We start from the raw sequence: 22,527 nt of genomic DNA on the forward strand, positions 1-22,527 counted from the left end.
AAGCACGTCGAAAAGTGGGTTCGACGAGCGACGAACCGAGAGTGGTGTGTCAGTCCGCGGGCTGGCGCTTGCGGACGGGGTCGCCGAACGCGTACACCGTCGAGTGCCCCGTCACCTCGACGTCGACGAAGTCACCGGGTTCGAGGCCGTGCTCGCTCGCGTTCTGCACGATGATCTGGCGGTACGCCGCGTCGCGGCACTTCACGGAGTCGCCGGTGCCGTGCTCGACGACGAGGCAGTCCTCGCGCGTCTCGCCGACCATCGCGTCGTACGCCTCGCCGACGACGTCCATCTTCAGCTCGCTCATGGCCTTCGAGCGCTCCTTCTTGACCGTGCCGCCGAGGCCCTTCATGTCCGCAGCGTCGGTCCCGGGGCGCTTCGAGAACCGCGTGACGTTGATCTTCTCCGGACGCGTCTCCCGGAGGAGCGCCATCGTCTGCTCGAAGTCCGCGTCGGTCTCGGTCGGGAACCCGACGATGAAGTCCGTCGACAGCGTCCACTCCTCCAGTGCGTCGTCGAACGTCTCGACGACCTCGACGTACTCGCTGACCTGATGCTGGCGGCGCATGTCGCCGAGGACGTCGTCGCTCCCGGACTGCACGGGCGCGTGCAGGAAGTTGTAGAGTTCGTCGTGCTCGGCGAACACGGCGGCGAGTTCGTCGCGGATACCGTGGACGCCCTTCGGGTTCGCCATCCCCACGCGAACGCGGAACTCGCCCTCGATCTCCGTGCAGATGCGGTCCAGTAGCGTGTGGAGTTTGCGTTCGCCGTCGTCCCACCCGTAGACGCCCGTGTCTTGGCCGGTGATGCGGAGCTCCTTCGCACCGGCGTGGACGAGCGCGCGCGCCTTCTCGACGTTCTCCTCGACCGGCGGGGAGTCTATCTTGCCCGTCGCCGCCTTCGTGATACAGTACGAGCAGTCGCTCATGCAGCCCCGCGCGATGGGGAGGATGCCGACGACGCCGTCGAGCACCGGCTCGGTGCCGGGACCGGGCGTCGGGCACTCGCCGTTCGTCACCGCCTCAGGGACGTCGTCCCAGTGCAGTATCTGCGCGTCGACGTCGTGGTCGCGGAACTCCTCGCTCTGGGCGAGCGCCATGCAGCCCGTGACGATGAGATCCGCGGTCTCGTCCTCGAGTTCCTTGGCCCGACGGAGCATGTTCCGCTCCGTCTTCTCCACGACCGTACAGGAGTTCATGATGGCGACGTCGGCCTCGTCGGGCGAATCGACCTTGTAGTGGCCGGCGTCGCGGAGGGCGCTCTCGATCTGACGGCTCTCGCCGCGGTTCGAGGTACACCCGTACGTCTCGATGTGGTACCGGGCCATGCCAGTTACGCGTGTTTGCCGTCGGGCGACCAAAAGCGCGACGATACCCCGTCGATGGCGTCCGCGAGTGTGCGGTGCACCGGTTCGCGTCGGGCGTCGACAGCACGCGCGTCGCGACGAGCGCGGCCCTCGGGCCAGCGGAGCCGTTCGGTGCGGAGTCGACGCCGAGAACCAGCAGCCGTTACCGGTTCGGAGCGCGTCGGAAGCTTCTCACTTTCCGATAAGACAGGATCTCAGCGTGGCCTGGGCGCGAACGATAGCCGAGCGAAATTTCGGGCCACCACCACGCCAGCACGATGTTTTCACCCGGATACACCACGTATCATGTGAACGCACCGCAACGAATGTCAAACGGGAAACGATTATAGTAGCCCAGTGCTACGAACTAGTGCATGGAATTCCCCGACAAACTACGGTCGTCCACCGCCTTGCTGGTGGCGCTCCTCGTCGTCTGTTCGAGCGCCGCGAGCGTTACCGCCCTGGCGGGCGCGACGACAGCCCCCGCGAGCGGGGCGTCCACGGCGTCCGTCGGCGCGACGACGCCGGCGGACAACGACACGGTCGAATCGGCAGACGAGATCTTCGTGCACGAGAACGGTGACGCCGTCCTCGTCTACGAGCAGAACGACAGCGAGGCCGGCACGAGCACGTCCACCGCAACCGGCCACCTCGGCCTGAACGTCACCGAGGGCCTGATGCACGTGCTCGTCCGCGACGACATCGAGGACGGGACGAACGTCACGGGCGGCGCACAGGTCGTCCTGACGTCGTCCTCGCTCGTCGGCAACGGCTCGTTCCAGGCGCCGCGCCCGGAGAACCTCGAGAGCCTCGACGTCGACGTGAGCGCGAAACGCACCGAGTCCGACGCGTCCGCGCGAGCGAACTTCGACATGACGTACGTCGACGACAGCGAGTACTCGATGACCTCCACGGTCGAGTCCGCGTCCACCGAGGGCCAGCTCTCGGTCGCCGCGAACGAGTTCTCGACGAGCGGGTCCGCGAACGTCCAGTACGCGGAGGACCTCGGAACGGTCCAGCACCGCGAGTACACGCTCGAGGAGGGCACGAACCAGTACCGCCTGCAGGCCTCGGAGGAGTACTACGTGTCGTCGTACTTCGCGAGCCAGTGGGACACCGAGGAGAACGCGACCGAGACCATCGAACAGCAGTACGCGAGCATCGCGAGCGCGCTCGGCGGGAGCGCCGACGTGCGCGTCTCGAGTTACTCGTTCACGGAGGCCGACGACGGCCGGATGCTGCTGGACATCGAGTACCAGATCGTGTACTCGAACATCGACGACGCGCTCGGCCAGCAGGTCGCGCAGTCGATCACGAGCGCGGAGGACGTCGAGGTGTCCACGGAGACCGCCGAAGCGGTCGGTGACGCCGTGGCGGAACTCAACGTCGACCGCGTGCACGCGAAGCTCGACGCCGAGGGCAAGTCGATGCAGGCGTCGTGGGACGTCCAGCTCTCGGGCTACGAGCCGCTCGTCGACGCCGGATTCGACCTCGCGGAGGAGGCGAGCGACGACGAGAACGTGACCGAGCAGATCGAGACGGCACGGACGAACTACGAGGCGATGAAGGCCTCGGACTTCGTGCAGACGTACTCCTGGGAGGGGTCGGTTTCCTCGCCGAGCGAGGACGCGGTCCGCGTCCAGGGGTCGTTCCAGTTCGACACGCAGAACTACGAGGCGTACGTCGCGGAGCTCGAGAGTCGCGACGTCCCGACGGGCGGCTCGGTGTCGTTCTCGGCGACCGCGCAGACCGAGGGCGAGGAGGTCGTCGCTGAGATGGAGTACAGCGTCGAGCAGGAGAACCTCGTCGATGGGGCGCTCGACAGCTTCATGGAGTCCGCTGACTCCGCGAGCACTGGGACTGGGGCGAACACCGACAGCGTCAAGCGGTTCGTCGAAGCGTTCCAGCGGTCGGAGTTCGAGAAGGCGAAGATGAACGTGAACGTCGGGAGCGACGAGGTGACGTTCCAGGCTGGTGCGAGCTTCGAGAACATGACGTCGTTCCGCGCCGTGATGCAGGACGAGTTCGGCGGGGACATCGCGTCGATGAACGCGAACCTCGGCGAGGACTCGAAGGCGTACGTCGCGGTCGAGGGGGCGTTCGGCGAGAACGCGTCCGAGAGCGAGGTACGCGCGCACGAGGCCGTCGGTGAGGACACCGAGGTCCACCTCCCCGGTGACTGGGACCCGGCGTCCCAGTCGTTCCCGAAGATGGACCAGGAGGAGGCGCGTGACTACCTCGGTATCGAGGAACCCGAGACGAGCGACGGAACCGATAGCGGCACCGAGGGCACCGGGAGCGGTGGCCTGCCCGGCTTCGGTGTGCCCGCGGCGTTCGCCGCGGTCGCCGCGGTCTCGGCGCTGCTCCTCGGTCGCCTCCGCAGTCGCGACGAGTAACCACGCGGTCGCCCTCCACCGGTTTCTTCGTTCTTCGAGTCGGTCGCCAGCGACGGCGCCGGCCACCGCCCGCAGAGATGTCAGCCACCGAACGGTTGAAGGGGGTGGGTGTCGTCCGTCGGGTGAATGCGTTACTCCTCGCAGTCGGACCGCCCGTTGGTCGTCCTCCTCGTCGTCGCGCTCGTCTGCGCGACGCCAGCGACCGCGGCGACGACCGGCGGTGGAGCGGTCGGAAGCACGGCCGGTGCGGCCGACCTCGGGCGTGCGTCCGCGTCGTCGGTCGCCGTCGCTGCCGTCGGGCCGGAGAACGACTCCGTTCGCGTCGGCGACGCGGTGTACGTCCGGGAGAACGGCGACGCCGTCCTCGTCTACGAGACCGACGGCGAGAGCGGCGAGAGCGTCGTGCCCGCGGGCGGGAGCGGGGACCTCGGCGTGAACGCGACCTCGGGACTGGTGGACGTGCTGGTCCGCGACCGGCTCGCACAGACGACCGACGTCGAGGGGGAGGTGGACGCGACGTTCACGCCGAACGCGGTGACGGGAGACGCCGGCGTCGAGCTAGGGACGCCCGCTGCGGTCCGGGAGGTGGACGCGTGGGGCGGCATGCACCTGCTACGGCGGAACGCGGACGACGGCGGTATCGAGGGGCAGGCGTACGGCCAGCTGAACGTGACGGCGACGTTCTCGCGGGACCCCGAGGACGTCGGGTCGCCGCGGATCGACGCTGCGCGGACGGCCGGGACGGTGTCGGTGAACGCGAGCAGGGTCGCGTCGAGCGGTCGGGCGACCGTCCGGTTCACGGGCGAGCGCGGGGAGCGCTCGCACCGCGAGTACGCGCTCGAGGAGGTCGCGAACGGCTACCGACTGGTGGCCACGGAGGCGTACCGGGTGCCGAACGGGAGCGTCGCCCGCTGGGACTCGGTGGCGAACGCGACGGCGACGCTCGAGGCCCAGTACGGCCGCATCGCGCGGTCGCTCGACGGCACGGCGACGGTCGAACTGCGCTCGTACGACTGGATAGACAACGAGAGCGCCTCGAACCGGGTGACGGTCACGTACGCGGTCCGGTACGAGGGCGTGGACGCGGGCGTGGCCCGGCGCGTGTCGGCGTCGGTCCGGACTGCCGTCGGCGACGACGCAGGGTCGACGCCGCCGCCGGACGCGCTCGTCGACGGCGTCGAGGCGCTGTCCGTCGAGCGCGTGCACGTCCGGGTGGACGCGGACCGACGGTCCGTGCGGCGGACGTGGGACGTCACCGTCTCGAACTACCGGCCGCTGGTGCGGGCGGCGCTCGGCGTCGCAGCGAACGCGAGCGACGACGCTCGCGCGACCGCGGCGGTCGAGCGGGCACGGGCGAGCGTCGCGGCGATGGGAGCGTCCGGCATGAAGGGGACGCTCGGCTGGGCGGCGTCCGTGAACGCGCCGAGTGACCGCACGCTCATCGTCGATGGAAGCGTCAGGTTCGACGCGACGAACGTGACCTCGTTCCGCGCGGCACGTCGGGACCGCGGGCTCGCGCCGCTGCCGAACGTGACCGTCGGCGTGGACGTTGGGACGCACGAGGGTCGAACGCACGCGGACCTCGAGTACGAACTCGAGCACGAGTCGCTCCTCGAGTCCGCCGGAGGCCTGCTCGGCGACGGCAACCGGACGCCGCGACTGGGCGCGGTCGACCCCGAAGGCCTGGTCGCCGCGGTCGCGCGGTCCTCGCTCGAGGAGGGGAAGCTAACCGTCGATCTGGACGAGGACTCGGTGCGAGTACGGGCGGCGACGCTCGCCGAGAACGGGTCGACGCTCCGCGCGTTCCTCACTCGGGCGTTCGGTCGGAACGCCACGACCGCGGTGGCGGCGGCCGCCTCGTCCGAGAGCGCTGAGACGTACGTCCACCTCGACGGCGCGTTCCCCGCGAACGCGACCGAACGCGAGGTCCGTTCGCACGCGGCGGTCGGCCCGAACACGACCGTCCACCTCCCCGGCACCTGGACGCTCGCCATGGAGCAGTTCCCGACGCCTGACACCCTCGACAGCCTGTACTTCCTCGGTCGCTACTCCGGGTTCCAGGGCGACGACAACGTCGAGGCGCCAGTGACGACGACGCGGACGGAGAGCGGCGGCAGCCCTCTCCCGGGGTTCGGCGCGCTCCCCGCCGTCCTCGCACTCGTGGGCGTGCTCGCGCGCCGCGTCCAGCGTCGAGCGCGCCGCGAGTGACCGTCGCGAGACCGCTACGTTGACGCGTCGTAGTCGTCGACGATGGCGGCGCCCGACGAGGCGCCGATGCGGACGGCGCCCGCGTCGAACATCTCGCGGGCAGTCGAATAGTCCCCGACGCCGCCGCTGGCTTTCACGGGGAGGTACTCGCTCATCAGGGCGACGTCTTCGACCTCGGCGCCGCCGTCGGCGAACCCCGTACTGGTCTTGACCATGTCGGCGTCAGCGGCCGCGGCGGCCCGGCAGGCGGCGTGTTTCTCGTCGTCGGTGAGGAGCGCGGTCTCGATGATGACCTTCACGGGGATGGGAACGGCGGCGACGAGGTCCGCGAGCTCGGCCTCGACGGCGTCGACGTCGCCGGCTTTGAGCCGTCCGATGTTGATGACGACGTCGAGTTCGTCGGCGCCGTCGTCCCACGCGCGCGTCGCCTCGTCGAGCTTCGCGCCGGGGGCGTGCTGGCCGTGCGGGAACCCGACGACGGTCGCGAGCGTCACGTCGGGCGCGTACTCGCTGGCGTCGGCGACGTAACACGGTGGGATGCACGCGTTCATCCCGTACTCGCTCGCGGTGTCGAGGACGGCGTGGACGTCGTCGAGCGTGGTCTCCGGGCCGAGGACGGTGTGGTCGATGCTGGCGGCGAGTTCCTCGCGGTTCATGGCCCGGCGTTCGGGCGTGGGGACCAAAAACCGCGCGGGTGAGTCGCGGCCGACGGGCGCGTCGGTGGCTGGCGCTATCGGAACCGCGACCAGGGTCGGCCCGTCCGGGTGAGGGCGACTGCGAGGGGGATGGCGGCGGCGGTGGCGGCGAGCACCCCGACGTGGAGGGTGACGGTGACGTCGTCGAGCATCAGTTCCCTCACGTCGTTGCCGGTGAGTCGGAGCACGTGGACGTCGTCCACGGTACCGGTCGTGAGCACGGTGACGAGATCGCTGGCGGCGGCGAGGACGGGGGCGGCGGCGACGAGGAGGGCGGCGTGGAGTGCGCGGTCGTGGCCGGTGAATGCGAAGACGAGGAGTGCGGTGCCGGTGCTGGCGTTCAGGACGGTGCTGTTGTACGACCCGAAGAATGGGCCGGCATCGGGCGTCCCCTGGCCGGCGATGATGGTGAAGCCCCCCTGGAGTTCCCAGGCGTACTCGCCGACGGTGACCCAGGGGACGAAGGCGGAGGCGAGGAGGAGACCGCCCGCCGCGGCGACGTACGGTGCGTGTGGGGTCCGCTCGAATGCTTCGGTTCGCCTGGCGAGGGCGGCAGGGACGAGTGCGGCGACGAGCACGATGAACGCGTCGAGAAACATGTTGATTCAAATTGCCTTCAAGTATAAATAAAATGTTGGTCCGGTGTCGCTGTCGCGTCGGTGAGCGACCGTCCTACGCGGGCACCGCGTCCCGTCGACGGCCGCGGCGGTGGACGAGCGTCATCCAGACGCCGACGAGGAATCCGACGGCGTGCGCGCCGTTCAGCCAGTCGAACGTGAGGTACGGGCCGGTCGCGACGTCCGCGACGACGGTGGCGGCGGCGGCGACGCCGAAGACGGCGGCGACGCGCTCCCCCGGCGTGGTGCGGTCGAGGACGCCGTAGACCGAGAGCGCGTCTCGGTCCAGAGAGACGCCGGCGACGGGGAGGCCGAGTGCGTAGCCGGCGACGGCGTACGCGAGCCCACTCGCGCCGTAGGCGGTCACGGGGCGGACGGTGAACGCGGCCTTCGAGAGGTAGCCGCCGAGGCCGGCGAGGACGGCGGCCGCGAGGAGGAACGCGACGTAGTCCCGGCGTCGGAAGTGCGGTTCGACGACGGTGCCGACGAACGCGAGGACGACGACGTTCGCGGCGAGATGCGGGAGGTCGCGGTGGAGGAGCGGCGAAAGAAGCCATGCGAGCACGGGTTCGCTGACGAACACGGACGCGGTGACGACGCCGATGGGCGCGTCCAGACGGACGGCGGTGACGGCCTGCACGACGAACACGACGAGGATGCTCGCGACGACCAGCGCCGTGACGGGTGCGTCGCGGTCGCGGACGTCGACGGCGAGTGCGCTCGCGCCGCGGGCGAGCAGCGAACGCAGCGACTCCTCGTGCGGCTCGGTCACGTCAGATGAGGCGGGCTACGGGCGCTTAACGGCTCCGCCAACAGCGGCGGCGGCGCGTCCGAATGACCCGGCGGCGAGCGCCGCGTCCGCCGTCAGCGCAGGTGCGCGTCGACGCCCCGTCAGCGCAGGTGCGCGTCGACGCCCCGTCAGCGCAGGTGCGCGTCGCCGCGGTAGTCGGCGGTGAGGTCGGCGGCCATGACGAAGTCGGGTTCGTCGCTGATGCCGGCGCGGACGAGGCTCGCGTCGGAGACGTGGCGTGCGGTCTCCGGGATGAGGACGCGCGTCGCGGTCGCGTCGAGGGTGGCGGCGTCGCGGGCGATACCGGCGACGAGCGCGCGGAGCGCGGCCGCGGAGTCCCAGCCGGCGACGCCGTACTCGGCGTAGGTCTGCTCGACGCCGTCGTCGTCCTCGCGCTCGAAGTCGCGGACGCGATAGGAGACCGCGTGCGTTCCCCGGTCGCTCCCGACCGCGAGGAGTTCGCGGTCGTCGGCCGCCGCGGCGAACGACTCGCGGGTGAGTTCGCTGACCGCCCAGGACTCCTCGTCGGTGAGCCCGAGGCCGCCGAGGTGCGCGCGAGCGTCGCTCGCCGTCCAGTACGACCACGCCGCGTTCACGTCGCTCGACAATCGATAGCCGCCCGGTATCGCGGCGTCCGCGTCCGGGTCGGGGTGCATCCAGCGGAACTCGGTCGCGGGCGCGAACCCGACGCCCCGGGAGTGCCCGAGGCCCGCCATGTTCCACGAGAACACCATGTTCCGCGCGACCGTCGCACCGTGCTCGCGCGCCCAGTCCCACATCTCGTGCGTGAGTTCCTTCCCGATGCCGACGCCGCGATAGTCGGGGTCGGTACGCATCCCCTGACACCACGCCTCGTGCTCGCTCAAGAGAACGGTCTGGGCGATGGAGACCACGGAGCCGTCGACCTCGGCGACGCACGTGTACTGCTGGTCGTGACGGTCGGGGTCGTCGGCCTCGATCCAGTCGTGGTAGATGCGCGGGATGTAGTCGCTGCCGTCGCGGTCGCTCCACGTGTCCTGCGTGAACGCCTCCACGTCGTCGTAGTCGTCGTGGGTCGCACGCCGGTACGTCGCGTCCGCGGGGTCGACGCGTCCGTCGACGTCGCCGCTCATTCCCACGGCACGGAGCGCTCCTGTATCTCGCCGGCGAGATCCTCGCCCATCGCGGCGGCGGGGTCGTCGCGGTTCGCGAGCACCCACATGAGCTTCACCTTCGCCGTCCCCGGAAGCATGTCCTCGCCTTCGACGACGCCGGCGTCCAGCAGGTCGCGGCCGGTGTCGTACACGCGGTCGCAGACGCGGCCTTCGAGGCACTGGCTCGTCATGACGACGGTCGTACCGTCGTCGACGTGCGATTCCAGCGTGGGGATGAAGTCCGTGTGGACGTGCCCGAGGCCGGTGCCTTCGACGACGACGCCGGCCTTCCCCTCGCAGTACTCGAGGAACGCGGGGTCCATGCCGGGCGTGAACTTCACGAGCTCCACGTCCGACGCGAGCGCCGGCTCGATGTCGAGGTCGACGCTGTCGCGCTCGGCGTGCTCGCGGCGGAACCGGACCGCCTCGGGGTCCTCGTCGGCCGCAGCGTCGTAGTCGACGACGCCGAGCGGTTCAGCGCCGACGGTCTCGAACGCGTCGCGGCGACTCGTGTGGTTCTTCCGCACCCTGGTGCCGCGGTGGAGCGCGCAGTCGTCGTCGCTCTCGCTCCCGTGCATGCAGACGAGGACCTCCGCGCAGTCGCTCTTCGCGGCTTCGACCGCACACACCGCGTTCATGACGTTGTCCGAGGACGGCCGGTCCGCCGACCGCTGGCTGCCCGTGAACACGACCGGAACGGGCGTGTCGAGCATGAACGCGAGCGCCGACGCGGAGTACTGCATCGTGTCCGTCCCGTGCATCACGACGACGCCGTCGGCGCCCTGCTCGATCTCCTCGTGGACGGCGTGCGCGAGCTCCTGCCAGATGCCGGGGTCCATGTTCTCGCTCAGGATGTTCGCGACGACGCGCCCGCGGTAGTTCGCGCGCCCCGCGAGGTCGGGGACGGCACGCAGGACGTCCTCCGCGTCGAACTGCGCGGTCACCGCACCGGTGCGGTAGTCGACGGTCGACGCGATGGTCCCACCGGTGGAGATGAGGCTGATAGTCGGGAGGTCCTCGTCGAACTCGATGGTCGAGCTCTCGCCCTCGTCGGGCTCGTCGCCCTCGATGTCGTACACGCCGGACTCGAGCACGTCCACGTCCGCGTCCTCGCGCAAGACGCCGACGTTGTAGCCGCCGTCGAGCTTCACGACGAGTTGCTCCGCGTCACTCGACGGCAACAGCACGCCCTCGTACGTCTGGTCCGCGCGGTCGACGCGAACGCGGTCGCCTGGATTCATACCTCGCGGTACCGCGTGCGTGGACTTGAAGCCACTCGTTTGGCCCCAGTTCTCGGGGCATCGCCGCGGCACGCCACGACGCCACTACCGACGCTCCCGCGACGCCCACCCACCAGAGAGGTTTACATTAGACGTAAACCTGCGGCGTGGTCGCGGTGCGGTCCGCCGCACTCACCGCGAGCGCTCGGAGCGCGCGAGCGACCCGTTTCGACGTTCTTTCGGGCGGTGCTCGCCGAAGGCGACGCGACGCAGAAGGAACGTCGGCGAAAGGCCCATGTCAGTTGGAGGGAAAATGTGGGGTATGAGCGACGGGTCGAAGGAGGAGACCGTCGAGAAGTCCACGGACGAGTTGTTGTCCGAGACGGACGACATCCTGCGTGGGTTGGATGAGGACGGGAGCGGTGGCGAGGCGGGGTCGTCGAGCGACGGGTCGACTGGTGGGTCGAGTCTCGACGACGCGATGGGTGGCCTGGAGGCGGACGTCGGGAGTCGAGAGCGTGCGCGAACGCGGGACGCGGAGACCACGGGGACGGCGGCGGAGGCGACGGACGACCGCGGGTTCCGGAAGTACTTCGACCCGACGAGCGCGGGAATCTCGGCGGTGCTGGTGTTCGCCGGGGCGATGGCGGGCGGCCTCATCCCGATCCCGTTCGTGGGTGGGCTCGCGCGCTTGCTCGGCGTCGGCGTCGCCGCGTTCGCACACGGCGTCGGCGCGAGCGACAGCCGATACCTGGAGACGCTCGTCGCCAGCGGCGTCGTCGGCTTCCTGTTCGCGCTCATCACGACGAACATGTTCGTCACGCTCTCCGGTATCGGCGTCCCCATCCTCGCCGTCTCGACGATCGCGACGATGCTCGTCGCACTCCTCGGGCACTACTTCGGGCGCGACCTCCGCGCCGGCCTCACCGCCGACGTCGAAGGCGGCAGCGGCGGCGACGACGACGTCCCCGGCTGGTAATCCCGTCGACGCGGAGACCTGTCTCGCGGACGGAACGTATTTTCCGGCGTCGGTCGAAGCCCGGCGCGTGTTCGACCTCACGCACGACGCGTACGCGCTCGACCCGTGGCGGACGCTCGCGGTGTTCGCCGCGACGCTGCTCGCGCTCGTCGGCGTCGTCCGCGTCGCGGCACTCGCCGCGAACGCCGCCGGCGTCGACGCGACCGTGACGCTCTACCTCGGCGTCGCCCTCCTCGTCATCGTGCCAGCCATGACCGTCCTCCGACTGTGGTCGGACGCGCGCTTCGACCACGCCGCGTACCGCGACGCCCGCACCACCCGCGGGGTCGTCCGCGACCACGCACTCGGCGTCGCGGTCGCCCTCCTCGGGTTCGCGGCGTTCGCCCTCCTCCTCAGCGACTTCCCCGACGTCCTCGTGGGGCTCTTCGCAGTCGTCGAAGGGACCCTGCTTGGCGTCACCGCGACGATGGGCGTCGCTCGCGAGTACTACGACGACGACGCACACCCGCGCTACTTCGCGCTCCTCGACCGCCTGGCCTAGTCGTCGGTCGCGAGCGTCCAGCCCTCGGGTTCGTGCGTCACGAGCCCGTTCTCCTGGAGGTCCACGAGCACCTCCTCGACCATCCCCGGCGGCGCGTCGACCGCGTTCGCGAGCTCGACGACGCCCCGGGGTTCCTGCTTGACCGCGGAGAGGACGTCCGCGTACATCCCCGAATCCTGCCCGGCACCGACCGCCTCCGTGATGCGCTCCAGGACGTCCGTCATCCGTCCCTGCACGTACCGCTGCGCGAGCGAGAGCTCGTTCTCCAACTCCTCCAGGCGCGCGAGGTCGCTCAATAGTTCGTCCGTGTCGTGGTCCTCGTCGGCGTCCTGGATCTCGAGCGTGAGGTGCGAGCACCGGTTCAGATTGAGGGACTTGGAGGCGGGGTACGCGCTCTTCGTCGCGAACCCGTACGGCGACACGTTCACCTCCAGTCGGAGGTTCCGCGCGATGTGGAAGTACTTCCGGCGCTGGTCGTCCGTGTGACTCTCGATGAGGCCCGCGGCCTCGAGCTTCCGGAGGTGCTCGATGACGGCCTTCGGGGAGACGCCGAGGTACTCGCTTATCTCCGTGACGTAGCACGGTTTTCGAGCGAGCAAGCGGAGGATCCGCCGTCGGTTCTCGTTCCCGAGGAGGTCCAGTAAGGCCGCGGAATCCATTCACCTACGAGTTGACGGCGAGCGCGTAAAAGAATGTCTGCTGTCGACGACCGCGCGAGGTTAGCGCCGGCCGGCGATTCGCTCGGACACCGACGGCGCGTGCTCGCCGTCGGTCGCGGTCAGCGCGTTCGGGCCGTTCCCGCCGCCGTTCCCGCCGCCGTTCCCGCCGTCGCTCCCACTACCACCGTCGCTTCCGCTACCACCTGGCCCACCGCCGGAGGAGTTTCCCGCGGTCACGCTCCCGTTGGAGCCGTTCGTCGTCGGTCCCTGGATGGTGTCGTTCCCGGGGTTCTCGACGGCTGGCCCGCCGGTGCTTCCGTTCTGGCCGCCGGGCGTGCCGTTCCCCGGCGTGGAGTTGTTCGCGGCCCCTGCGCCGTTCCCGGGCTCGTTCTGGCCGGGCGGCCCGGCGCCACCGGGACCCTTGCCGGGCGTACCGGCGGGTGGGCCGCCGACGCCGACGCTGAGGTTCCGCGCGATAGCGGCGACCTCCGGCCCGGTCAGGTTGTTCGCGTTCGACCGGAGTTCGTCCAGGCGCGTCGCGTTCACGCCCGCCTTCCGGGCGCGGTCGCTCGTGGCGTTCAGCGCGCTCTGGAGCGCGTCGATGCGAGCGGCGAGCGCGCTCATCCGAGCGGTGTACGCGACGTCGCTCACGTCGTCCTTCTGCGCGAGCAAGCGCTCCTTCTGGTTCTGGAGCGCGTTCAGGCGGTTCTCCAGGGCGTTCGCGCGCTTGTCGACGAGCGAGTCGGCGCTGGCGTTGCTCTGATTCCACTCGGCGGCGAACATGCCCTCGTCGACGGAGGCGTTCGCGTCCGAGGCGCTCGCTTGCATGAACGCGGACACCTCCGCGCCCATGCTGGCGGTACTCCCGTTCGATGCCGTCGCACCGGCGTCGGCGGCGGCCGGTCCCTGGCTCCCGACGGTGGCGGGTCCGAGCGGGCCGGCCGCGGCGACGGAGACGGCGCCGAGGACCGCGACCAGCACGAGGGAGACGGCGAGGGTCGTTCTCATCACTTCGTCGAATGACTGCCACATCCTAAAAGGAGGTCGTTCGTTTCGAACCGTTCACGGCGGTTTCGGGGACGCGACCCGACCGTTCAGGAGCGTTCAACCCGCCGTTTGGTGGCGATTCCGCTCGCGGACGGTGGCCGCGGCGACGGCGAGCCAGTGGACGAGTTCCGGGCTCCGAACGTGCGGTTCGAGGGGCGGGCGTGCAGACGCGATCTCTGGAGCGAGAGCGCGGCGTTCGCGGTCGGGCTCGGCTCGTCGGTCGTTCCGTCTGGCGTTTCGAGTCCCGAATCCCCCGGAAGGCTTTTGGTAACAAGTATCATGGGCTAGATTGCGAGATGTTCGAGGAGTTCTCCAGCGGCTACTACCTCGGGCGACTGTACGTCACGCCGTCGCGCGAGGAGCGTGCGCTCATCGAGCGCACCACGCACGAACGGGTCAGCGAGCAACTGTACACCAGCGACGCGACGGCGTCGACACCGGAGTCGCTCGTCATGAAGCTCGACACGGCGCACTTTCCGGTGCACGGCGACGACGGCGTCCCAGCGGAGACACTCGCCATCCCGGAGGAACTGCTCTCGTCGCTCGACGTGGGGAATCCGCCGACGTTGACCGAGGTGTTCCTCGCGAAGGCCGACCGCGCCGAGCAACTCCTGCGGTTCACGCGTCCAGCGACCCGCGACGACGACGACGAGGGCGGCGGCGATGGTGCGACGCGGTTCGGGCCGAGTGGCCCGCGTGGCCCGCGCGGCCCGGGCGGTCCGACCGGGACCTGACCCGGACGCTGCTGGCCCGCACCCGTCGCGTCCGGCCCGCGCACGGACGGCCGGTCCCGCGGGCTGGTCGCCCGGGGGTCGCGTCGCGAGTCCCGGAAGCGTCAAGGCGCCGGCCGCCGGCGTCGTAGACGATGCTCGACGAGTTGCTCGGGCGCGCCGCCCTGAAGGACCGCATCGACGAGCTCGAGGACGAGAAGCGACGGCTCCGCGAGCAGTACGAGGCCGAGGAGCGCCGACGGTCGGAGGCGGCGAGCGCGCGCCAGGACGCCGAGGAGCGCGTGAACCGCCTCGAGGACAAGATCGCGCAGCTCGAGGGCGAGGTCGAACGCGAACGCGACCGCGGCGACGGGGACGCGTCGCTGTCGTACCGGCGCGTGGAGATGCTGCGCGGCGAGCGATTGGACGCGGTGCTCGCGCGCCTCCGGAGCGTGGACGCGGGCGCGGAGGGCGCGCTGACGGCGTACGTCGACGACGACGACCTCCCCGAGGCCGTCGCGGACGCGTTCGGTGACCGCGCCGCGCTCGTCCAGCGCGCCGCGCCGTGTCTCGCGGTCGCCGACGACGCCGGGGTCGTGAGCGCAACCCTGGACGTGCCCGCGCCACCGGCGGCGTTCTGCGAGTGGGGCGACGGGTTCCGCGTCGACGACGAGTGGATGCGGCCGACGGGGTCGTTCGCGCTCGCGCTCGTCCGCGCCGGCGTGTTCGCCGTCGGCGAGTACGACGGGCGCGACCGCGTCTCGTTCCGTGGGTTCCGGAGCGACGTGAAGGGCGACCACTCGAAGGGCGGGTTCTCGCAGGGGCGCTTCGAGCGTCGCCGGGACGCCCAGATCGACGAGCACCTTGCGGACTGCGAGGCCGCCATCCGCGACGTCGACCCGGACCGGCTGTACGCCGTCGGCGACGCTCGCCTCGTGGACGCGCTCGACGTCGACGCGACCGCGACCGCGGCCGTCGACGCCAGCGGCGACCCCGAGGACGCGCTCGACGACGCCTTCTACGAGTTCTTCGCGACGACGCTCCGCGCTATCTGACGCGGCACGCTCCGTCGCCGTATAGAGCGTGCCGTCGCCACTACTGACTGCTCCCTTAGAGCGTGCCGTCGCCACTACTGACTGCTCCCTTAGAGCGTGCCGTCGTCGCCGCGCCAGCGGCCGTCGTCCGCGTCGGGGTCGCGGGTCGTCCCGGCGATGGGGAGTTCGAGCGTGACGGTGGTGCCGTCGTCGACCGTTATCGACACGCTGCCGTGGAGGCGTTCGATGCCCCATGCGACGATCCAGAGGCCGAGGCCGCTCCCGTGTTCGAGCGCGGATTCCTCGCCGTTGCGGAGTGCTGCGAGTTCGACGTCGGGGATGCCCGGGCCGTCGTCCGCGATGGTGAGTTCGACGACGTTCCCGTCGACGTGGCCGTCGATGCGGACCGAGCACGTGCCGTCATCGTCCGTTCGTCCGTGTTCCACGGCGTTCCCGGCGTCCCGCCGGGAGCAGGGAGAACCATGTTCGACCGCGTTCTCGACGAGGTTCGAGACGACGGCGTACACGACCGTGCTTCGAGCGACGGTGACGTCCGGGACGTTCACGTCGAACGCGACCTCGGGGTGTTCGTGCGTCATCGAGTCGACGAGGTCGCCGACGAGCGCCGAGAGCGACCGCGTCTCGGCGGTGTCGTTCGCCATGATGGTCTCGACGGTGCGTGCCTTGTGTGAGAGTTCGACGAGTTCGTCCGCGACGTCCGCGATCTCCGTTGCGGTTGCGGCGTCCTCGCCGTCGAGTCGCGCTTCGAGTTCGCGGGCGCGTCCGGTGACGACGTTCATGTCGTTCCGGAGGTTGTGTCGGAGGACGCGGTTGAGGACGGCGAGGCGTTCCTCGCGGCGTTCGGTCTCGGTGACGTCCCGGAACACGAACACGCGGCCGACCTCGTGGTCGTGCTGGTCGACGACGGGCGATTGCTCGATGGCGTACCGGCGCGTGCCGTTCGTGTTCCAGAGGTGCGCGTTCTGGTCGAACGTGCCGTCGACGAGCGTGTCCTCGTCGACGAGTGCGTGAATCTCGGCGCCGAGCGCGTCGTCGGGGTCGACGTCGAGGATTCGGCCGGCGACGGGGTTGCATTCGACGACGCGGTTCCGGTCGTCGACGACGAGCACGCCGTCGCGGAGGCTCTTCGTGACGACGTGCTGGCCGAATCGGCGCGTTGCGGGCGCGTTCTCGAGGAAGTCGTAGCGGAACATCGCGTTCCCGAACGCGACGGCGGAGACGGCGAGCGCGTACGGCGTGACGTTCAGGCCGCGGAGTGGCGTGACGTCGACCATGGAGAACAGCGAGACGAGGATGGGGGTGGCGACGCCGACGAGGAGTGCGACCGTCTGGTCGCGGTAGAGGTGGCCGGCGGTGAGACCGAAGCGGACGATGACGGCGGCGCCGGCGAACGTGACGGCGAACAGGTAGAGGCTGAGTGCGAGCGTCGCTGGACCGAGGTTGTGGTCGATGAGGTAGAGGCCGCCGACCTCGACGGGTTCGTAGGACGACCAGACGAGGGTTCCGGGGTCGACGAAGAGGACGACGACGAAGACGACGGTCGGGGCGACGAGGAGCGCGAACCGACGGGGCGTGAGTTCGGGGCCGTACCCCGAGTACTCGAACGCGAACCACAGCCAGAAGACGGGGACGATCGCGGCGTACACCCAGTGCATGCGTTCGAGGAACAGGCGCGTGTCCAGGCTCTCGACGAGGAGGCCGACGCACGTCGTCGCCGCCCAGGCGGCGAGGAGGATGCAGAGCGCGCCGAACGGGCGAGATGCTGGCCGGTCGCGGTGCCGGTAGGCGGCGACACCGAGTGCGAGCGTCGCCACCGTCGCCACGACGAGCCCGAGCACGTACGGTGACGCGAGGACCGCGAGCATCGAATCGACAGGACGTACGAGAGATTAGGGCATAAAGCCTCTCGCCGATTCCGGTCGGCGTTTCCGGTAATCACCGCGACCGCTTCGTGGTACCGGGGCGTGGTCGCGACCGAGAGCGACGCCCACACCAAGTGTCGGATCTGTGATAACAACCGGGCATCGGGAGAATCGACCGACGAGCGCCGGTCGTGGGTCGGTCGACGCAGCACTGCCGCTACCGGCAAGGTTCAAGCGAGGGGCACTCATCGTCGAGGGTATGCAGCTAGTCATCCTCGCTCACGAGCAGTTTCCCGGGCGCGCGAAGACCGCGCTCGGCGTGCTCCGGTACGGCGACCACGACGTCGTCGCGGTCCTCGACCGCGACAACGCGGGCGACCGCGTCAGCGACCACGTCACGGGCGTCCAGGACGCCCCCATCGTCGCGTCGATGGCGGACGCGCCGGACGCGGACGCGCTTCTCGTCGGTATCGCCCCGATCGGCGGCGGGTTCGAGGAATCCTGGCGCGACGACGTCCGCACCGCGCTCGAACGCGGCGACGACGTCGTCTCCGGGCTCCACTACTTCCTCGCCGAGGACGACGAGTTCGCCGCGCTCGCCGCCGAGCACGGCTGCGAGATAGACGACGTCCGCCGTCCGCCCGAGGACCTCGGGGTCGCGGAGGGCGTCGCGAGCCAGGTCGACGCCGAGGTCGTCCTGACCGTCGGCACTGACTGCTCGGTCGGGAAGATGACCGTCACCGAGGAGCTCGCGCGCGCCGCGGAGGCTCGCGGCGTCGACGCGGCCGTGGTCCCGACCGGCCAGACCGGTATCATGATCGAGGGCTGGGGGACGTGCGTCGACCGCGTCGTCAGCGACTTCACCGCCGGTGCGGTCGAGGAGATGATCCTCGAGGTCGGCGACGACCACGACGTCCTCTTCGTCGAAGGCCAGGGCGCCATCACGCACCCGGCGTACTCCGCCGTGACGTGCGGTATCCTCCACGGCGCGCAACCCGACTCGCTCGTGCTCTGTCACGAGGCCGGCCGCGACGCCGTCCACGGCTACGAGGACTACGCGCTCCAGGCGCCCGAGACGTACGTCGACCTCTACGAGTCCCTCGCCGCACCTGTCCACGACGCCGAGGTCGTCGCCGGCGCGCTGAACACCGTCGACGTCGACGACGACGGCGACGCCCGCTCCGCGATAGCGGACTACGAGACCGCGCTCGACGCCCCCGCGGGCGACCTCGTCCGGTTCGACGACGACCGCGAGCGCGTCCTGGAGGCGGTGCTATGACGCTCCAGGTCGAGTTCGAGCGCGTCGACCTCCCGCTCGCGGACACGTTCACCATCTCCCGTGGCTCGCAGGACGTCGCGGAGAACGTCGTCGTTCGCGTTCGCGACGACGCTGCCGATGACGGAGACGACGCCGTCGTCGGCGTGGGTGCGGCCGCGCCCTCACGGCATTACGGCGAGACCGCGGCGACCGTCGAGGCGGTGCTCTCCGACCTCGAAGCCGCTATCGCGGACGTCGACCCGTTCCAGACGCGCCGGATAGAGGCCGAGTGCGAGCGCGCGGTGCACGACAATCCGGCGGCGCGCGCCGCGGTCAGCATCGCGGTCCACGACCTCGTCGCGAAGCGCCTCGGCGTCCCGCTCTACCGGTCCCTCGGGCTCGACCCATCGACTGCGCCAGACACGTCGTTCACCATCGGGCTCGATTCGGTCGACCGAGTCCGCGAGAAGGCCGCGGCCGCTGCGGACGCGGGCTACGGGACGCTGAAGGTGAAGGTCGGGACCGACCGCGACCGCGCGGTCGTCGACGCCGTCCGCGAGGGCGCGCCGGATGCGACGCTGCGCGTGGACGCGAACGAGGCGTGGACGCCGAAGGAGGCGGTGCGGAAGGCCGAGTGGCTCGCGGACGCGGGCGTCGAGTTCGTCGAACAACCCGTTCCCGCGACCGACCCCGAAGGCCTTCGGTACGTCTACGAGCGCTCGCCGCTCCCCATCGCGGTCGACGAGTCCTGCGTCGTCCCGAGCGACGTCCCACAGATTGCTGACCGCGCGGACATCGTGACGTGCAAGCTCATGAAGTGCGGTGGCGTCCAGGCCGCCCGCGACCTGTTCGCCGCCGCTCGCGCGAACGGCCTGGAGACGATGCTCGGCTGCATGGTCGAGTCGAACGCCGCCATCTCGGCGGGCGCGCACCTCGCACCGCTGTGCGACCACGTCGACCTCGACGGGTCGCTCCTGCTCGCCGACGACCCCTACGACGGCCCCGTCCGCGAGGGCGGCGCCATCGCGTTCGCGGACGACCAGCCAGGGACCGGCGCCGTCGAGCGCTGAACGAGCGAGCGCTCGGGGAACGCGGTCGTCGACCGATTCAGGCGATGGCCGTCGTCGCGACCGCGGCGACGTCGTCGGGGTCCGCGGTCGCGAGTCGGTCGTCCGGGAGCGCGAACGCGTCGCGGTCCAGCAGCCCCGCGCTGGCGAGGTCCTCGATGCGTGCGTCGACCGAGGCGGGGCTGGCGAGGCCGCTATCGGCCGCCCAATCACGGAGCGCGTCGGGGTCGACGTCTGCGCGCGCGGCGGCGAGGACGGCGGCGGTCGCGGCGTCGGAGTCGCCGGTGCCGCGCGTCCGCCCCATCGCGTCGTGGATGGCGGTGAAGTCCGCCGCCGCGTCGGTGCCGGCGACGCGCTCGAAACCAGCGCCGAACGCGTTCACGGTACGCGCGGGCTCCGGGACCGCGAACCCGAGGCGGACGTAGACGCCGCGGCAGACGAGGTACCCGCCGACGAGCACGCCGACGGCGGCGACCGCGAGGAACCACGGCGCGGGGTTCGTGCGGGCGGCGACCGCGACGACGGTGACGGTCGCGATGACGAGCAGGAGCGTCTCGAGCGCCGCGATGACGAGGTTCGCGGCCTTCGACGCGTCCAGGAGCCGCGAGGGCTCGCGGAGGTCGGCGCGTGTGAGGTACGCGACGTCGTCGACGAACAGCTGTCCGCGGCCGCCGCGCACGTCGAACCGGCCGGCGTACAGTCCCCACGCACCCACGGCCAGCAGCACGCCGACGCCGGCCGTGACGAACCCTTCGAGCATGACGATACAACCATGCAAATTCAGAATATTAAGATTATGGGCCAGGTCGGCGCGAATTAGTCCCGGGTCGCCGCCCGTGGGCTCGGTGCCCGGTCACTGCCTGGTGGCAGATGGTCACTCCCTGGCGGCAGATGGTCACTCCCTGGTGGCGGCTGCTCAGTCCTCGGGGTCGTCGAACGCGAGCCGTGCGGACAGCCGCCGCGGCCGGGGTGCGGTCGCGGCCGGCACGGACGCCGCACCGTCGACGGTCCCCTCGGCGACGGCGTCCGCGACCGTCGCGGCGAGGTCGTCGACGCCGCGGTCGCGCTCCCGACCGGTCGCGACGTCGGTCAGCGGCAGGGCGCCGTCGGGGGATTCGTCGTCGCCGACGACGACGTACCGCGGGACGCGCTCGCGGTCCGCGGCCGCGATGCGTGCGCCGACGGTGTGCGCGCGGTCGTCGACGTCGACGCGGACGCCCGTCGCTGCGAGCGCGTCGGCGATGCTCCCGGCGCGGTCGACGTGGTCGTCGGCGACCGGGACGAGTCGGACCTGCGTCGGCGCGAGCCAGTCCGGGAGCGGCGTCGACGCCCCCGCGACCGCGCCCGACCCGTCGTCGGCGGTCGCGGGCGCGCCGGCGTCGCAGATGGCTGCCAGGGTCGCGTCGAGCGCCCCGGCGGGCGCGGCGTGGACGACCGCCGGAACGGAGTCGCCGTCCGGCGCGAAGTGGCGGAGGCCGTCGTCGTCGACGCGGACGACGCCCGTCCGGAGCGCGTCGCCCTCGGGCGTGGCGACCGCGGCCTCGACCTGGAGCGGCCACGCCGCGGGTGCGTCCTCGTCGACGCGGACGAGCACGGGCGCGTCGAGGCGTGCCGCGAGCGCCGCCGTCCACGCCTCGTGCGCGTCCTCGAACGCCGGCGAGACGGTGACGACGGGGAGTACATCGAGCCCGCAGGCCTCCGCGAACGCGACGGCGAGCGCGGCGTGGTCGGCGGCCGCGTCGCGAGCGGCCGCGACGGTCGCGTACGCCTCGTGCGTCGCCGGCCCGCGCGACCCTGCCGTCGGGAAGCCGTCCGCGGAACCGGTCGCGTCCCACGACCCGGTCGCGGCGGGCGCCAGCGCGTCAGCGTCGAACACCGCCACCGGCGCGTCCGTCGCGTTCACGCCCGCGTCGGCGAGCGTCGCGAGCGCCGTTCCGGCGCCGAGCGCGTCCGGGAGCACTCGTCGGTCCGCGAGCGCGACGCCGTAGCCGTCGACGCCGAGCGTCGCCGCGTACGCTCGCACGGCGTCGTCGGCGAGGTCGAGCGCACGCGGCCCGGCAACGCGCTGCGGCGTCGGGTCGCGCCCCTCGACGACGGCGGCGACCGCGTCCGCCAGGCGCTCGCGGAGGAACGCGCCGGCGGGCCGATGGCGGGCGTCGGCGTCGAGGGGGTCGCGGTCGGCGACGCCGAGCGCGCGAGCGCGGTCCGCGCGGTCCGGCGGTCGCTCGCCCGACCGCGCGCTCGTCGTCCGCGGTGGCCCGTCGAGCGCTGGGTCGACCGCACGGAGCGCGCGCTCGACGCCAGCATCGAGGTCGTGGTCGGCGACGAACGCCGCTGGCGACGCTCGCGTCCCGTCCGGCGCGACCACCGTCCAGGTCGACGCGCTCCCAGCGGTCGCTCCGGCCGCCTTCGCCGGGTCCACGGTCCGCACCGCGGTTGCGAACGGATGCGCCTTCGCCCCCACGTCCAGGGCGTACCGCCACCCGAACCCGGCCGCCGTCGTCTCGAACCCCGCCGACGGCGTCTCGAGCCCGGGCGTCGAATCGTCCTCGCCCGCGACCGCGGCAGCGAACCCGGCCCAGACCGCCGCGGCCGCCGCCGCGGGCGCCGCGCGGTCGCTCAGGAGCGCCGACGGCACCAGGACGACGTCGTCCGCGCGGAGGTCCGCCGCGACCTCCTGGACCGCGTCCGCCGCCGCCGCGCGAACCGCGTCCGGGGCCGTCCCATCGCCCGACTCGACCGTCGCGAACGCGACGAGCGCATCCTCGACGGACGCCGACGCGACCGCACTCTCGGCCGACGCCGTCGCCGCGCGCTCGTCCGCGTCGTCCTGGTCGAGCGCCCGGTCGCCCCGGGAGAGCGCCACCGCCTCGGCGTGCACGAACAGCAATCGCATACCCCGACTACCCGACGCGGCGAGAAAAAAGGCGCGAGCGACGGCCGAC

At 71.1% G+C, this 22,527-nt stretch carries 19 protein-coding genes; 8 read left to right on the forward strand and 11 right to left on the reverse strand.

All coding sequences use genetic code 11. From position 1 onward, the window contains the following. Nucleotides 1-49: 49 nt before the first annotated feature. Nucleotides 50-1,327 (reverse strand): tRNA (N(6)-L-threonylcarbamoyladenosine(37)-C(2))-methylthiotransferase, encoded by a 1,278-nt coding sequence (locus ACZ48X_RS09395; protein WP_336352178.1) that lies wholly within the window; start codon nucleotides 1,325-1,327, stop codon nucleotides 50-52. A 392-nt stretch (nucleotides 1,328-1,719) separates the two neighbouring features. Between ACZ48X_RS09395 and ACZ48X_RS09400 the strand changes: the two genes are divergently transcribed. Beyond that, entirely contained in the window at nucleotides 1,720-3,741 is a 2,022-nt protein-coding gene (locus tag ACZ48X_RS09400) for a hypothetical protein (RefSeq protein WP_336352177.1), read from the forward strand. 126 nt (nucleotides 3,742-3,867) lie between these two features. Then, nucleotides 3,868-5,949, forward strand: coding sequence for a hypothetical protein (locus tag ACZ48X_RS09405; protein ID WP_336352176.1), 2,082 nt, complete (start codon nucleotides 3,868-3,870; stop codon nucleotides 5,947-5,949). Between the two features lie 14 nt (nucleotides 5,950-5,963). Here ACZ48X_RS09405 and deoC read toward each other — a convergent pair whose 3' ends face one another. The 5 genes from deoC to gatD all read right to left on the reverse strand — a co-directional run bounded on the left by deoC (nucleotide 5,964) and on the right by gatD (nucleotide 10,425). Then, complete coding sequence (gene deoC / locus ACZ48X_RS09410; protein ID WP_336352175.1) at nucleotides 5,964-6,605, reverse strand: deoxyribose-phosphate aldolase; 642 nt, start codon at nucleotides 6,603-6,605, stop codon at nucleotides 5,964-5,966. A 74-nt stretch (nucleotides 6,606-6,679) separates the two neighbouring features. Continuing rightward, a complete protein-coding gene (locus tag ACZ48X_RS09415; RefSeq protein ID WP_336352174.1) occupies nucleotides 6,680-7,243 on the reverse strand; it encodes a hypothetical protein in 564 nt (187 codons plus the stop codon). A 73-nt stretch (nucleotides 7,244-7,316) separates the two neighbouring features. Further along, complete coding sequence (locus ACZ48X_RS09420) at nucleotides 7,317-8,033, reverse strand: rhomboid family intramembrane serine protease (protein WP_336352173.1); 717 nt, start codon at nucleotides 8,031-8,033, stop codon at nucleotides 7,317-7,319. 146 nt (nucleotides 8,034-8,179) lie between these two features. Continuing rightward, nucleotides 8,180-9,163, reverse strand: a complete 984-nt coding sequence (locus ACZ48X_RS09425; protein WP_336352172.1) for a GNAT family N-acetyltransferase — start codon at nucleotides 9,161-9,163, stop codon at nucleotides 8,180-8,182. Further along, nucleotides 9,160-10,425 (reverse strand): Glu-tRNA(Gln) amidotransferase subunit GatD, encoded by a 1,266-nt coding sequence (gene gatD / locus ACZ48X_RS09430; protein WP_336352171.1) that lies wholly within the window; start codon nucleotides 10,423-10,425, stop codon nucleotides 9,160-9,162. The genes ACZ48X_RS09425 and gatD overlap by 4 nt, the downstream gene beginning before the upstream one ends. A gap of 301 nt (nucleotides 10,426-10,726) precedes the next feature. Here gatD and ACZ48X_RS09435 point away from each other — a divergent pair, with 301 nt between their 5' ends. Both ACZ48X_RS09435 and ACZ48X_RS09440 read left to right on the forward strand, forming a co-directional pair. After that, nucleotides 10,727-11,383, forward strand: coding sequence for a hypothetical protein (locus ACZ48X_RS09435; protein ID WP_336352170.1), 657 nt, complete (start codon nucleotides 10,727-10,729; stop codon nucleotides 11,381-11,383). 67 nt (nucleotides 11,384-11,450) lie between these two features. Next, on the forward strand, nucleotides 11,451-11,924 hold the full coding sequence (locus ACZ48X_RS09440; RefSeq protein WP_336352169.1) for a hypothetical protein: 474 nt from the start codon (nucleotides 11,451-11,453) through the stop codon (nucleotides 11,922-11,924). Here ACZ48X_RS09440 and ACZ48X_RS09445 read toward each other — a convergent pair. Further along, a complete protein-coding gene (locus ACZ48X_RS09445) occupies nucleotides 11,921-12,583 on the reverse strand; it encodes an ArsR/SmtB family transcription factor (RefSeq protein ID WP_336352168.1) in 663 nt (220 codons plus the stop codon). The two genes, ACZ48X_RS09440 and ACZ48X_RS09445, sit on opposite strands and share 4 nt — an antisense overlap. Before the next feature lie 60 nt (nucleotides 12,584-12,643). Beyond that, a complete protein-coding gene (locus ACZ48X_RS09450) occupies nucleotides 12,644-13,591 on the reverse strand; it encodes a hypothetical protein (RefSeq protein ID WP_336352167.1) in 948 nt (315 codons plus the stop codon). A gap of 335 nt (nucleotides 13,592-13,926) precedes the next feature. Between ACZ48X_RS09450 and ACZ48X_RS09455 the strand changes: the two genes are divergently transcribed. Further along, nucleotides 13,927-14,364: a DUF5802 family protein gene (locus ACZ48X_RS09455; protein ID WP_379762887.1), complete on the forward strand. Its 438-nt coding sequence runs from the start codon at nucleotides 13,927-13,929 to the stop codon at nucleotides 14,362-14,364. A gap of 131 nt (nucleotides 14,365-14,495) precedes the next feature. Further along, nucleotides 14,496-15,395, forward strand: coding sequence for a Vms1/Ankzf1 family peptidyl-tRNA hydrolase (locus ACZ48X_RS09460; RefSeq protein WP_336352166.1), 900 nt, complete (start codon nucleotides 14,496-14,498; stop codon nucleotides 15,393-15,395). Nucleotides 15,396-15,484: 89 nt separating this feature from the next. Here ACZ48X_RS09460 and ACZ48X_RS09465 read toward each other — a convergent pair whose 3' ends face one another. After that, the gene (locus tag ACZ48X_RS09465; protein WP_336352165.1) at nucleotides 15,485-17,260 is read right to left on the reverse strand and encodes a histidine kinase N-terminal 7TM domain-containing protein; all 1,776 of its coding nucleotides are present in this window, start codon (nucleotides 17,258-17,260) and stop codon (nucleotides 15,485-15,487) included. A 256-nt stretch (nucleotides 17,261-17,516) separates the two neighbouring features. Here ACZ48X_RS09465 and ACZ48X_RS09470 point away from each other — a divergent pair, with 256 nt between their 5' ends. Next, nucleotides 17,517-18,536 (forward strand): DUF1611 domain-containing protein, encoded by a 1,020-nt coding sequence (locus tag ACZ48X_RS09470; RefSeq protein ID WP_336352164.1) that lies wholly within the window; start codon nucleotides 17,517-17,519, stop codon nucleotides 18,534-18,536. Further along, nucleotides 18,533-19,585: a dipeptide epimerase gene (locus tag ACZ48X_RS09475; protein ID WP_336352163.1), complete on the forward strand. Its 1,053-nt coding sequence runs from the start codon at nucleotides 18,533-18,535 to the stop codon at nucleotides 19,583-19,585. The genes ACZ48X_RS09470 and ACZ48X_RS09475 overlap by 4 nt, the downstream gene beginning before the upstream one ends. Before the next feature lie 37 nt (nucleotides 19,586-19,622). Here ACZ48X_RS09475 and ACZ48X_RS09480 read toward each other — a convergent pair whose 3' ends face one another. Together ACZ48X_RS09480 and ACZ48X_RS09485 are read right to left on the reverse strand one after the other, a co-directional pair. Continuing rightward, a complete protein-coding gene (locus tag ACZ48X_RS09480; protein WP_336352162.1) occupies nucleotides 19,623-20,342 on the reverse strand; it encodes a transcriptional regulator TbsP domain-containing protein in 720 nt (239 codons plus the stop codon). 156 nt (nucleotides 20,343-20,498) lie between these two features. Beyond that, on the reverse strand, nucleotides 20,499-22,478 hold the full coding sequence (locus tag ACZ48X_RS09485) for a threonyl-tRNA synthetase editing domain-containing protein (protein WP_336352161.1): 1,980 nt from the start codon (nucleotides 22,476-22,478) through the stop codon (nucleotides 20,499-20,501). Nucleotides 22,479-22,527: the final 49 nt, after the last annotated feature.

This window comes from Halorubellus litoreus (genome assembly GCF_055378595.1).